Source organism: Halopenitus salinus (assembly GCF_055397165.1).
This window is the reverse complement of record NZ_AP043853.1, coordinates 2520289-2533380: the sequence shown is the minus strand read 5'-3', so window position 1 is coordinate 2533380 and position 13092 is coordinate 2520289. Positions and strand designations below refer to the sequence as shown.

The window sequence follows — 13092 nt, the reverse complement described above, 5'->3', positions numbered from 1 at the left end:
GGTAATACCATCCGATGATTCCACTCGTTCCGATCCGGGGCAGTTTTGGGGCCGTCGCCGCTATCGGGGGGCATGTATAACGCCGCGATCGTGGCGGACGACCTCACGGGCGCGATGGACACCGCCCACGGGTTCGCGGCCCGTGGCCATCGAACGGCGGTCCTCGCGTTGCCGGGGGACGTCGAGGGGTCGCTGGAGTCGGACGCGTCGGTCGTCGGGACCAACACGGACAGCCGATACGTCGACCGGGAGACGGCCGTCGAGGCGGTAAAGGAGGCCGTCCGGCGCGTTCCCGCGGAGGTCGTCTTCAAGAAGATCGACTCGACGCTTCGGGGCAACGTCGCCGCGGAGATCGACGCCGCCCTCACGGAAGCGGGCAGCGACCTCGCCGTCGTCGCGCCGGCGTTTCCGGGCGGCGGCCGGACCACCGAGGACGGGGTCCACCTGGTTGACGGAACGCCGGTGGCCGATACCGAATACGGCGCCGACGAGGGCGGCCCGACCGACTCGTCGATCCCCGTCCTCCTTTCCAGCCTCGATCGGCGGGTGGTGACGGTCGAGCTGGCGGTCGTCGAGGAGGGCGTCGACGCGGTTCGATCCGCGCTTCGAGAAGCGGTCGAGGGGGCGAACGAATCGTCCGAAACCGGACCCGGGGACGCCGACCGCGCGCACGGAGCCGTCGACCGCGCGCCGATCGTCGTCGCCGACGCGCGCACGGACGGGGATCTCGCCACCATCGCGGAGGCGGCGGCCGATCTCGATACGCTCTACGTGGGGAGCAACGGGCTGGCCGACCACGTGAGGGTCCCGGAATCGGGTCCGGCCTCGGACACGGTAGATACGGAGCCGACGGACGCACGGAGGTCGGGCGAGGAGCCGACGGACGAGGATGCGGCGAACGCGCGGGCCTCCAAGGATGCGGGCGCCCCGCTCGGAGTGATCGGGAGCATCAACTCCGCGACGCTCACGCAGCTGTCGAAGGTCCCGTCGGACGCGGTCTTCGAACTCGATCCCGTCGCGACCGTGACCGGAGAGGGAAACGACGGGACCGTTTCCGGGGCGCTCGCTCGGCTTCGCGCCGGCGAGAGCGCGGTGGTCACCGCCGCGGTCGATCGGGACGCGGTCGATCGGACCGTCGCGGCCGGCGCGGAACGCGGGCTCGACGGGAGCGAGGTGAGGCGTCGAGTCGCGGCGGAACTCGGCGAGACCGCGAGGCGGATTACGGCCGAGGAGCCCCCCTCCGGGGTGTTCCTCACCGGCGGCGACATAGCCGTCGCGGTTCTCCGGGCGCTCGACGCGACGACGATCCGGCTCACGGGACGGGCCGTCGAGGCCGGGATCCCGATCGGTCGCCTCTCCGACGGAGTCGCGGCCGGAACGCCCGTGGTGACCAAGGCGGGCGGATTCGGCGGCGAAGCAACGATAGTTAACTGTCTGAACGCGTTAGACTCCAGCGATGAGTGAACGACACCCGATCGTCGGGATCACGATGGGCGATCCGGGCGGAATCGGCCCGGAAGTGATAGCGAAGGCCTACGGAGGGCTTCTCGAGCGATCGCGACCGATCGTCATCGGCGACGCTGACGTGATCGAGGCGGCCATCGAGGTCTGTGATCTCGATCTCTCGGTCGAACGCGTCGACGACGTCGCGGACGCGAGCTTCGCGGACGACCGGATTCCCGTCCTCGATCTGGACAACGTCGCGGAGATCGTCCGCGGCGAGGTCAAAGAGGAGCACGGCGTCGCGAGCCTCGAGTACATCGAGCGCGCGATCGAGCTCGCGAAGGCCGGATCCATCGACGCGATCACGACCGCGCCGATCAACAAACAGGCGACGAAGCTCGCCGGGAGCGACTACGCGGGCCACACCGGGATGCTCGCCGACCACACGAACACCGAGAACTACTCGATGATGCTCGTCGAGGACGAGCTGCGCGTCACCCACGTCTCGACGCACGTCCCGCTGCGTGAGGCCTGCGACCTCGTCACCGAGGAGAACGTCCTGTCCGTCATCCGGCTCACCGACGAGGCGCTCTCGGATCTCGGCATCGAGTCGCCGTCGATCGCCGTTGCGGGGTTGAACCCCCACGCGAGCGACGGCGGACTCCTCGGGAACGAGGACGGCGAGGAGATCGAACCCGCGGTCCAGCAGGCCCGATCCGAGGGGATCGACGTCGAGGGGCCCGAATCCCCCGATACGATCTACGTCAGGGCCGCCCGCGGGGAGTTCGACTGCGTGGTCTCGATGTATCACGACGAGGGACACATCCCGATCAAGATGCTCGGGTTCGCCGGGGGCGACGCCGTCTCCGGGGTCAACGTGACGATCGGCCTGCCGATCATCCGGACGAGCGTCGACCACGGCACGGCCTTCGACATCGCCGGCGAGGGGATCGCCTCCGAGCGGAGCCTGATCGACGCGGTCGACGTCGCGGTCGACATGGCGAGTTCGGGAAGGTCGAAACGATGAGCGAGATTCCCCTCGAGGTTCCGGACGCGGAGCGGCTCGCCTCGGCCAACGACGCGACGATCGAGGAGTTCCCGCGATTCGCTCCCGTCGAGGTCGACTGGGAGGTGGAGACGATCGAGGACGTCGACGCCGCCGGCCGGGAGGCGGTCGACGACCTGCCGGCCCTCGACGATCTGGCGGCCGGCGCGGAGATCGCCGTGACCGCCGGGAGCCGCGGCATCCACGACTTCCCGGAGATGATCCGCGGCGTCATCGACGAGCTGCAGGCGCGCGGCTACGAGCCGTTCGTCTTCCCCTCGATGGGGAGCCACGGCGGCGCGACCGCCGAGGGGCAGCGCGAGGTGCTCGCCGACCTCGACATGTCCGAGGAGTCGCTCGGCTGTGAGATACGCGCGACGATGGACGTAGAGCGGGTGGGCGAGCGGGACGGCAGTCCGGTCTACGCCGACGCCAACGCCGTCGCCGCCGACGCGATCCTGATCGCGAACCGGGTGAAGCCGCACACGGACTTCTCCGCGGGGATCGAGTCCGGGCTGTGTAAGATGTCCGTGATCGGCATGGGCAAACACCGCGGCGCGGAGATGATGCACAACGCGGCGCTCGCCGGCGACATGGGCGAGGAGATCCGCGAGCGCGCGCGGATCCTCATCGAGGAGCTGCCGATCCTCGGCGGGGTCGCGCTGATCGAGAACGCCCGCGACCGGGCCGCCCACGTCGAGGGCGTTCCCGCCGAGTCGATCCTCGATCGCGAGCCGGAGCTGCTCGAGCGGGCCTACGAGGAGCTGCCGACGCTGCCGGTCGACGATCTCGACCTCCTCGTCGTCGACGAGAGCGGAAAGGAGGTGAGCGGGACCGGCCTCGACACCAACGTCATCGGCCGGCTGCGGTTCCGCGGCGAGGCGGAGCCCGACACGCCGGATTACACCCGCATCTACGTGCGCTCGCTTACGGGGCCCTCACACGGAAACGGTCTCGGAATGGGGCTCGCCGATCTGATCCACGAGGACTTCGTCGCGGATCTGGATCTCGGGGACACCTACCTCAACGTCGCGACGAGCGGGGAGACGTCCCGGGCGAACATCCCGCTCATCGTTCCCGAGGACGCGAGCGCGTTCCAGCTCGCGCCCTCGATCACCGGCACGCCGGACCCGAGCGAGCTTCGGATCGCCCGGATCCCGAACACGATGGAGCCCGGCACGCTCGTCGTCTCCGAGCCCGTCGTCCCCGAGCTCCAGTCGATGGAGAACGTCACCGTCGGCGAACTGGCGCCGCTCGCCTTCGAGGACGGCGAGCTTCCCGAGGACCCCTACGGCGTCTAGGTGAGGGTTCGGTCGCCTTCGATCGGCGGTGTCCCTCACGAAGCGGAACGAATGCGGGGAGAGGAACGTGGGCGGCGGGAGTTGACCGTTGGAGGCGGCCATTCACGGCCGGTTCAAAGCGCGAGCGAATCGTGAATCGAGCGCGATCCGAACACGGTCCGATTCCGATCCGGACGCGATCGGCGTGTCGTTCGATCAGGCGAGCGGCAGGACGGTCGACATGATGAAGACCATCGCGAGACCGCTTATCGACATGATCGTCGCGACCGCGCCGTAGCTTTTGAACGTCTCCATCGTGTTGATGCCCGCGGTCTCCTTGATGATCCAGAAGCCGCTGTCGTTGAACCACGGGGCGATCATGCCGCCGAAGCCGACCGCCATCATCAGGTAGACCGGATTCACGGAGAGGCCGCCCGCGAGCGGCGCCATGATCGAGGCGCCGGTCAGGATCGCGACCGTTCCGGATCCCTGTGCGACGCGGATGATCGCGGCGATCAGCCAGCCGGTGAACAGCAGGCCGAGGCCGATCTCCTCGAGGCCGCCCGCGATGTACTCGCCGACGCCGGCCGTCGCGAGCATCGCACCGAAGGTGCCACCGGCCGCGGTGATCGCGATGATGTTGCCGCCGGATTTGATCGCCTCGGTCAGCTCCGAGTTGAACAGATCGACGTCGCCGTCCATCTCGAAGCGGTAGAAGGTGTACGCCGACACCAGCGCGGCCGCGGTCAACGCGAAGTTCGGGTCACCGAGGAACGTCGTCGCCGTGACGATCGAACCGCCCTCGTAGAGCGTGCCCGCGATCGTGCTCGAGGCGATGAGGACGACCGGAAGCAGAATCGGAAGCAGCGACTCAACGAGGCCGGGGAGCTCCGAGAGGTCCGCCTCGGCCTTGTCGCGCAGGCTGTCGGCGGTGGCGCCCATCGCCTCGCGCAGCGGGAAGTCCTCACGGCTGTGGAGGAACCGTCCGTAGACGATGCCCGCAAGCAGCGAGGAGGGGAGCGCGAGCGTCGCGCCCACCAGGATCGCGATGCCGAGATCCACGCCGAGCTCGTCGGCCATCGCGAGCGGACCCGGCGTCGGCGGCACGAGCATGTGCGTCGAGAGCGCGCCGGCCGCCAGCACAGAGATGTACAGCGAGAGCTTCACGCCCGTCCGCGCCTTCATCGATCGGCCGAGCGGGGCGAGCAGGTAGAACACGTTGTCGAAGAACACCGGGATCGAAAGCAGGTAGCTGCTTCCGAGCAGGGCGAACTCCGAGTTCTTCTCGCCCGTGATCGACAGGAACGCGCGGACGATGCGTTCCGCGGCGCCGCTGTCCATCAGGGTCTTCCCGATGATGGCCGCCATCAGGATCGGAATCCCGATGGCCACCATGACGTCGCCGAAGGATCCCGCGATCTCGGAGGGTACGTCCCCGATCGGTATCTGATCGGTGAAGATCCCGATCGCCATCGACGCGATGACGAGCCCGAGGAACGCGGGTAGTTTGAGCCACACGAGCAACAGTACGACCGCCGCAACCCCGATTACGAACGGTACGATCGGGTTTGAGAACACCATGCAATCCCCGTTCCTTGCTCGCGTGTATTAATTATTACCAATCTGCTCCGAGAATTAACCAACATCCACACTTCGAGCGGGTCGGTCGGGATTCGACTCGATCGTTCGATCGACCGAGTCGCGATTCCGACCCGTCGGGCGCCGCACTCCCGACCTATCGGCCCTTTCAGAAGCTATTTACCGACGTCCTCCGGATCCCGGATGATGCCGTACCATCGCGGGAACGAACTCGCCGACGTCTACGCGAACGCACGGTCGAACGGCCACGGGTTCGTCGCCAGCAACGTGACCCACCCCGACATCGCCGCCGGCCTCGTCCGCGGCGCCGAGGCGGTGGAGTCGGACCTCGTCGCCCAGATCAAACGCGACACCGCCGAGTACCTCGGCGCGGGCGACGTCGCGGCCGGCCTCGAGATCCTCACGACCCAGCTCCGCTCGATCGCCGACGACGGGGGCGTGGGCGTCTTCTGTAACGTCGACCACGTCTCGGCCGACGACGACGAGCTGCTGTCGGCGGCCATCGAGTCCGGGAACCCCTCCTCCGTGATGGTCGACGCCTCCGATCGGCCCTTCGAGGAAAACGTCGAACGGACCGCGGCGGTCGTCGACCGGATCGAGGACCGTGGCGCGGACCTCCTCGTCGAGGCGGAGCTCGGGACGATCGCCGGCACCGAAAGCGGAGAGACGACGACGGAGGCGTTCTACACCGACCCCGAGGAAGCCGTCGAGTTCGTCGAGCGGACCGGCTGTGACCTGCTCGCGGTCTCGATCGGCACCGAACACGGGGTCTCGAAGGGACGCGACCTCGACCTCCGCGTCGATCTGGCCGCCGAGATCGACGAGGCGCTTCGCGCGAACGGCCACGAGATCCCCCTCGTGGTCCACGGCTCCTCGGGACTCTCCGCCGACCAGGTCTCGGCGCTCATGGAGACCGGCGTCTGCAAGCTCAACACGAACACGCGCTATCAGTACGAGTACGCCAGGACCGCCTGCGAGTTCTACCACGACCACGCCGACGCCATCCTCCCGCCGGAGGGGGTCGAGGACGACCGCGAGACGTTCTTTTCGGGGGCGGAGTGGTCGCCGAACAAGGCCGAGTTCAACCCGCAGGTCGTCGGCGAGGAGATCCGCGACCGGATCGCCGAGGTCTACGGCGATCTCGCGACCGTCTCGGGCAGCGCCGGGGAGAGCCGATATGTGTAGGATCGACGGCGCGCGCGACCGGATCGGGGTTCACGAACGATGAGCGACTACCTGCTCGGACTCGACGCCGGGTTGACCCGCACCAAGGCCGTGATCTTCACTCCCGACGGCGAGGTCGTCGCGCAGTCGGGCCGGGACACGCCCGAGGACCGGCCCGATCCGGACCGCCGCGAGGTGGACCCCGAGGCCCTCTTCGAGGCATCCGCGGCGACGATCCGTGAGACGCTGGCCGACGGCGACGTCGCCGCCGAGGACGTCGCCGCACTCGGCGTCTCCGCGCACGGACACGGACTCTACACGCTCGACGCCGACGGCGACCCGGCTCGTCCGGGGATCAAATCGACCGACAGCCGCGCGACCGACCTTCTCGAGGAGTGGGAGTCGAACGGCACCGCGGATCGGATCCGCGAGCGGCTGGGCTACGCGCCGTTCGCCGGCGATCCGATCAGCCTGCTCGCGTGGCTCGAGCGTCACGAGCCCGACGCCTACGACCGGATCGACCGGGTGCTGTTCTGCAAGGACTACATCAAGTACCGCCTGACCGACCGCGTCCGGACCGACGAGATGGAGGCGAGCGTCTTCGAGAACCCGCGAACGAACGAGTACGACCGGGAGGCGCTCGAGTCCGCCGGGATCGGTTCGTGTCTCGACGCGCTCCCGGCGGTCACGCGGAGCTTCGAGTCGTGTGGAACCGTCACCGCCGCGGCCGCCGAGGCCACCGGCCTCGCCGAGGGGACGCCGGTGGCCTCCGGGCTCCACGACGTCGGCGCGACCGCGCTCGGGACGGGCGCCTACGGCGCGGGGCAGGGGGTACTCATCGTCGGAACGTGGGGCCAAAGCATCGTCGTCCTCGACGGCGAGACGGAAGGCGGGAGCGCCCCCGACGCCCCCGACGATCCGGACGCGGCAGGGGGCACGGACGGGCCGGCCCCAGGGCTCACCAGACGCTACCTCGACGGCAAGCGGCTCCGGTACAAGGGCAACCGCTCGGCCGCGGCCTGTCTCGACTGGTTCGTCGAGGAGGTCGGCCGCGACTGGCACGACCGGGCGGACGAGGAGGGCGTGAGCCGGTACGCCGTCTACGATCAAGTCGTCGAGTCCGTGCCCCCGGGCGCGGACGGGGTCCTGTTCCACCCGTACCTCGACGGGTCGACGGACGCACCGACCGACCGGGGCGGCTTCTACGGGCTCACCACGGACCACACCAAGGCGGACATGCTCCGGGCGGTCTACGAGGGCGTGGCGATCTCCCAGGCGGCACGGCTCGCCGAGCTGGAGCCCGCGGACGGTCTCGACGACGTTCGGCTGGCCGGCGGCGGCGCGCGAAGCGAGGTCTGGAGCGACGTCTTCGCCGCGGCGCTCGACCGCGAGGCGATCGTTCCGGCCGGCGGCGAGGCGGGCGCCCGGGGCGCGGCCATCTGTGCCGGGATCGCCGCCGGGATCCATCCCGACCACCGGACGGCCACGGAGCGGATGGTTCGGATCGACCGCACGCACGAACCGGACCCCGAGGCGGCGGCGGTCTACCGCGACCGACGCGACACCTTCGAGTCCGCGCTGGAGGCCATACGGCCGATATGGAAACGCCTAAGCGACGGCGACCGGGCATGATACGTGATGAGCGAACCCCGATGTCTGCTGTGTGGTGACCCACAACAGCCGAGCGAGTACATGTACGAGTCGGCGAGCGCCCTCGAGGACCACGGCGTGACGGTCGACCGGATGGAGTGGAACGGCGACCTCGACGCCGCGGCCTTCCGCGACGTGACGATGGACATGGAGGAGCGCGGGCCGAACGACTACGACGCGAGCGACATCGTCGAGAACGTGGGCGACGCGACGATGCTCGTCGTCCACAAGGCGCCCGTCTCGCGGGCCGTCCTCGAGGCCGGCGAGGACCTCGAGGTCGTCGCGGCCGCCCGCGGCGGCGTCGAGAACGTGGACTTGGAGGCGGCCGAGGACCACGACGTCACCGTCCTGCACGCGCCCGGCCGCAACTCGAACGCGGTCTCCGATTACGCCGTCTCCTTCGGGCTCGCCGCCCACCGTCGGATCCCCGAGTTCGTCGCGACGACCGGCGACGGCGAGTGGAACCTGGAGTTCGACCCCGCCGGGCTCCCCCGCGACGTCGAACACCTCACCGTCGGCATCGTCGGGTTCGGCAACATCGGCCGCAAGGTGGCGAGCCGCTGGAACGGCTTCGACCCCGAGGTCATCGCCTACGACCCTTACGTCGACGACGACGAGATGCGTGAACACGGGGCCCGCTCCGTGTCGCTCGAGGAGCTGCTGGCCGAATCGGACGTCGTGACGCTTCACGTCCGGCTGACCGACGAGACGAAACACATGATCGACGCCGAGGCGTTCGATCGGATGGGCGAGGACGCGCTCCTCGTGAACACCGCCCGCGGCGGGCTCGTGGATACGGACGCGCTCGTCGAGGCGCTTCGATCGGAATCGATCGGCGCCGCCGCCCTCGACGTCTTCGAGGAGGAGCCGCTTCCGGAGGGTCACCCCCTGTTGTCGCTCCCGAACGTCCTGCTTTCGCCACACACCGCCGGATCGACACGCGACGCCGTGCTCAACGGCTCGCGGATCGTCACCGAGGACCTGCTTGCGATCCTCGAGGGCGAGGAGCCGACGAACCGAGTCGTCTGAGCGCGCTGCCGGCGTCGTCCTCTCTTCGATCTCGGTTCGGTGGAGCGGTCCGATCGTCGCCGAAGACGCCGATCACGGACGAAACACCCACCCCTCGGCGAGGCGTTCAGCCGTGTACCCGAGCGCGTCGAACCGCTCGCGGAGCCAGCCCACCCGGTAGTCGGTTCCCCCCGCGTCGACGACGTGGGGCTCGAAGTAGACCGTCGGGCGGTGATCCTCGATCGTCCGTTCCGCGCCCGCGATCGCCTCACGTCCGAACCCCTCGACGTCGATCTTGAGGTGATCCGGCGGGGGCGCGTCGACGTCGTCGAGACGCACCACCGGAACAGTCGTCGTCTCCCGCACGTCGGCCGTCCACGCCGCGGCGTTTCCGGCGTGAAACGAGCCGAGCTCGCCGTAGCTCGAGCGGTGAAAGGTCGCCGTCCCCGTCTCCTCGCCGACGCCCTCGGCGCGAACCGACACGCGGTCCTCGAAGTCGTTGCACGCGACGTTCCGCCGGAGCTGTTCGACGACCGCCGGGTCCGGCTCGAACGCGACGACCCGGACGTCCGGACGGGTCGCGGCGGCGGCGAGGGTGTAGACCCCGGTGTTCGCGCCGACGTCGTAGACGACCTCCCCGGGAGCCAGCTCCGAACAGAGCGCCGAAAGCAGCTCGTCGCGACAGTGGCGCGGCAGCGGCTCGTAGCTTCGAAACCACGCGCCGGCGGCACGCTTCGGCGGCGCCCACACCCGGCGGTCGTGGTTCAGATCGTTGAGCCGGTAGTAGCTCCGATAGGCGGCGTCGACGATCGCCGTCCGGGCGCGCGAGATGATCGGGGTCACCCGCCCCGCTACTCCTCGGTCTCGAGGTCGCCGTCCCACGCTCGGTAGCCGCCCTCCATGCTCGCGACCCGCGCGTCGTCGTCGACCGCCTCGTAACTCTCGATGAGCTTTGCGGCCTGGATCGACGACTGGCCGATCGGACAGGCGACAACGACCTCCTCGCCCCAGTCGTGTTCCTCGACGCGTCGGGGGAGTTCGGCCATCGGGACGTTGATCGCGCCTGGAATGTGGCCGTCGGCGTACTGGCGGGGGCTCCGGATGTCGACGATCTGGACGTCCCCGTTCGCCTTGAGTTTTCCCTCGACCTCATCGGGAGTGACCTCCTCAACCATGATTGCCCCTGGGTCGTGACGCCCTAACACGTTTCGGCTTCGTCCCGGTCGTCCTCCGCCACCCGCGACGATCGATCCCGGGGTCGAACCGAGACCGTCTCCGGTTCGAAACGGCCCTCGTCCCCGCGCCATCGCCAGGATCCGACGAAGGGGCGGCCGTCGAGCGCACAGATCACGTAGGAACGGTCCGTCCAGGTGGCGCGAGCCACGTCCGTCCCGCTCGGCCGGGTGGGCCCGGTCGGATGGGAATGGTAGAACCCGACCACCTCGCGTCCGGCCGCCTCGATCGCCTCGACGATCTCGAACAGCTCCTCGGGATCGATACGGTACCTGGTCGCGGGAGTCTCGGCGGCGTTGTCGGCCGGACGTGTGCGAACCACGCGGCTTTCGGCGTCCGCTCCGCGCTCGAACGTGCCGGCGAGCACGCCACAGACCTCCTCGTCCCCTCCCGTCATCGCGTGATCGACGACGTCGTCGTAGGCCTCCCGGGTGAACTCGATCACGCCGTGCCACCTCGCTGGAGGCCGATCACGAGCCTCCTCCCGTTCGGATCTCGAATCGGACGCCGGAGAGTTCCTCGGCGTCGGCGATCGATATCTCCCAGCCGTGGGCCAAGACGATCTGCCGGACGCTGGCCATGCCCATGCCGATCCCCTCGCCGCTCTCCTTCGTCGAGAAGCCGGGCGTGAAGACGCGCTCCCTGTGGTCCGGGTCGATCCCGGGACCGTCGTCCTCGTAGTAGAGTCCCTCCTCGAGCGCCCCGATCCGGACGTCCACGTCCGACCCGCCGTGTTCGATCGAGTTGCCGACGAGGTTCTCGAGGAGCCGCTGGAACGCGTCGGGGTCGGCATCGACGACCGGGTCGTCGGCGACCGTGATCGAGACGGCGTTCGGCGGATCGACCACGGACCGAACCCCCTCGGCCGCCTCGGATACACGGACTGCGGTCCGCTCGTCCACGATCTCGCCCGTCCGGAGGGTACTCGCGAGGTCGACGCGGAGGTCGTCCACGCGCTCTATGGCGTCGACCGCCTGATCGACGTGTTCCATCTCGTCCGTCTCCAAGGCGAGGTGCAACCGCCCGCGGACCGTCGAGATCGGGTTCTTCAGGTCGTGTGAGACGAAGCTCGCGAACTCGTCGAGCCGCTCGTTCTGTCGTTTCAGCTCGCGTTCGCGGCGCGCCCGCTCCGTGACGTCGCTTCCCGAGACCACGATGGCGGTCACCGCGTCCGACTCGTCGGTTACCGGCCTGAAGGTCCCCTCGACGACCGACGGTTCCCCCTCATCCGTGTCGTGTTCGACGGTGTACCCCACATAATCGCCGTCCGCCGCGCGTTGGATCCAACGCTCGACGTCCTCGCGGCGATCGTCGCCCCACCAGGGAGTCTCCGGGAAGGGCTCGCCGATCACCGCCTCGCGGTCCGCGTCGACGTATCGGAGCGCCGTCCGGTTCACCTCGCGCAGGGTCCCGTCGACATCGAGCAGTCCGACGAGGAGATTCGGGTCGTCGAAGATGGCCTCGAACCGGCGTTCGTTCCGCCTCGAGCGCCGCTTCTGCTCGACGAACTCCGTGATGTCCCGTCCCTCCGGAATGAGCAGGGTGACCTCGCCGGTCTCGTCTCTCACGGGGCGCACGGAGAAGTCGATCAACGCGTCCCCGTCCGCGCCGTGAACCGTCGCCCGGTTTCGGTACAGCTCCCCCTTGCGGGCCGTCTCGACCGCCTCTCGAGCGATCGCCGGTCCGCCCTCGGAGCGCTCGAACCACGGCGTCTCCCAAAGCGGGTCCCCGACGACGCTCTCCCGGTCGACGCCCGCGAACTCGAGGGCCGTCTCGTTGGCCTCGATCACCGTCCCGTCCGGCTCCAACAGCCCGGTGAACTGGTAAGTGTTGTCGAAGATGGCCTCGAACCGGCGTTCGCGCCGTCTCGATTCGGTCACGTCGGTGATGACTCCTTCGAGTCTGGGGGCGTCGGAACCGTCGGAACCGCCGCTCCCGACCGCACAACCCCGCTCCGTGACCCACCGGCGTTCGCCGGCGGCCGTACGGATGCGGTAGGTGAGCTCGAAGGACTCGTCGGCCGCGAGGGCGTCCTCTATCTCCGTCCAGACGGCCTCCCGGTCGTCGGGGTGGATCACGTCCTCGCCCCAGGCGAGCGACTCCGACTCGAGCCGTTCGGGCGTGTATCCCGTGATCTCCTCGCAGTCGCCGGCGACGTACTCCATCGGCCATCCCGGGTCGTTGCGGCACCGATAGACGATCCCCGGCAGGTTATCGACGAGCGTCTCGAGCCGGCGGCGATGCGTCCGGGCGTCACGCCGCGATCGAAACCGCTCGACGGCGTTCTCGATCCGGTTTGCCAAAAGCGTGTACTGTTCGGTTCCCGGTTCCTTTTGCAGGTAGTCCGTGACGCCGGCGGAGACCGCCTTGCTTGCGATCTCCTCCGACCCCTTGCCGGTGTAGAGGATGAACGGCAGCTCCGTATACTCCTCGCGCAGGTCCTCGAGAAACTCGATCCCGTTTCGACCCGGCATGTCGTGATCGGAGACGACGCAGTCGACGGTCCGCTCGCGAAGCGTCTCGAGGCCCTCGTCCGCGTCGGTCGCCGTGAGAACGTCGAAGCGGTCGTTCTCCCGCTCGAGGAACCGGGTGGCCATCTCCGCGAACTGGGAATCGTCGTCGACGTGCAGGACGGTGATCGAGGCAGTCATGCGGTCACGCTCGTCGAAT

The 13092-nt window shown here is 68.9% G+C and carries 11 protein-coding genes; 6 read left to right on the top strand and 5 right to left on the bottom strand.

Translation table 11 applies throughout. The features are described from left to right. The first annotated feature begins 72 nt into the window (after nt 1-72). The 3 genes from ACZ5YD_RS14550 to ACZ5YD_RS14540 are packed head-to-tail and all read left to right on the top strand — an operon-like array spanning nt 73 to nt 3789. Nucleotides 73-1464, top strand: coding sequence for a four-carbon acid sugar kinase family protein (locus ACZ5YD_RS14550; protein ID WP_379740679.1), 1392 nt, complete (start codon nt 73-75; stop codon nt 1462-1464). Further along, nucleotides 1457-2470, top strand: a complete 1014-nt coding sequence (gene pdxA, locus ACZ5YD_RS14545; protein ID WP_379740682.1) for a 4-hydroxythreonine-4-phosphate dehydrogenase PdxA — start codon at nt 1457-1459, stop codon at nt 2468-2470. The genes ACZ5YD_RS14550 and pdxA overlap by 8 nt, the downstream gene beginning before the upstream one ends. 5 nt (nt 2471-2475) lie before the next feature. Then, nucleotides 2476-3789 carry a nickel pincer cofactor-dependent isomerase, group 22 gene (locus ACZ5YD_RS14540; protein ID WP_379741335.1) on the top strand — a complete coding sequence of 438 codons (1314 nt, stop codon included), beginning with the start codon at nt 2476-2478 and terminating at the stop codon, nt 3787-3789. Nucleotides 3790-3984: 195 nt separating this feature from the next. On the opposite strand, the gene ACZ5YD_RS14535 is transcribed toward ACZ5YD_RS14540, so the two are convergent. Further along, nucleotides 3985-5349, bottom strand: coding sequence for a GntP family permease (locus ACZ5YD_RS14535; RefSeq protein ID WP_379740685.1), 1365 nt, complete (start codon nt 5347-5349; stop codon nt 3985-3987). 204 nt (nt 5350-5553) lie between these two features. Here ACZ5YD_RS14535 and fba point away from each other — a divergent pair, with 204 nt between their 5' ends. The 3 genes from fba to ACZ5YD_RS14520 are packed head-to-tail and all read left to right on the top strand — an operon-like array spanning nt 5554 to nt 9210. Continuing rightward, entirely contained in the window at nt 5554-6552 is a 999-nt protein-coding gene (gene fba / locus ACZ5YD_RS14530) for a class II fructose-bisphosphate aldolase (protein ID WP_379740697.1), read from the top strand. A gap of 39 nt (nt 6553-6591) precedes the next feature. After that, the gene (locus tag ACZ5YD_RS14525; protein ID WP_379740701.1) at nt 6592-8163 is read left to right on the top strand and encodes an FGGY-family carbohydrate kinase; all 1572 of its coding nucleotides are present in this window, start codon (nt 6592-6594) and stop codon (nt 8161-8163) included. Between the two features lie 6 nt (nt 8164-8169). After that, a complete protein-coding gene (locus ACZ5YD_RS14520) occupies nt 8170-9210 on the top strand; it encodes a 2-hydroxyacid dehydrogenase (protein WP_379740704.1) in 1041 nt (346 codons plus the stop codon). Between the two features lie 72 nt (nt 9211-9282). Here ACZ5YD_RS14520 and ACZ5YD_RS14515 read toward each other — a convergent pair whose 3' ends face one another. From ACZ5YD_RS14515 to ACZ5YD_RS14500, 4 genes are read right to left on the bottom strand one after another with little or no spacing between them, the layout of a single operon-like run. After that, nucleotides 9283-10032 (bottom strand): FkbM family methyltransferase, encoded by a 750-nt coding sequence (locus ACZ5YD_RS14515; protein WP_379740707.1) that lies wholly within the window; start codon nt 10030-10032, stop codon nt 9283-9285. Nucleotides 10033-10040: 8 nt separating this feature from the next. After that, entirely contained in the window at nt 10041-10364 is a 324-nt protein-coding gene (locus tag ACZ5YD_RS14510; protein WP_379740711.1) for a rhodanese-like domain-containing protein, read from the bottom strand. A gap of 23 nt (nt 10365-10387) precedes the next feature. Next, nucleotides 10388-10867 carry a desampylase gene (locus ACZ5YD_RS14505; RefSeq protein ID WP_379740714.1) on the bottom strand — a complete coding sequence of 160 codons (480 nt, stop codon included), beginning with the start codon at nt 10865-10867 and terminating at the stop codon, nt 10388-10390. Between the two features lie 25 nt (nt 10868-10892). Continuing rightward, a complete protein-coding gene (locus ACZ5YD_RS14500) occupies nt 10893-13073 on the bottom strand; it encodes a PAS domain S-box protein (RefSeq protein WP_379740717.1) in 2181 nt (726 codons plus the stop codon). Nucleotides 13074-13092 lie beyond the last annotated feature (19 nt).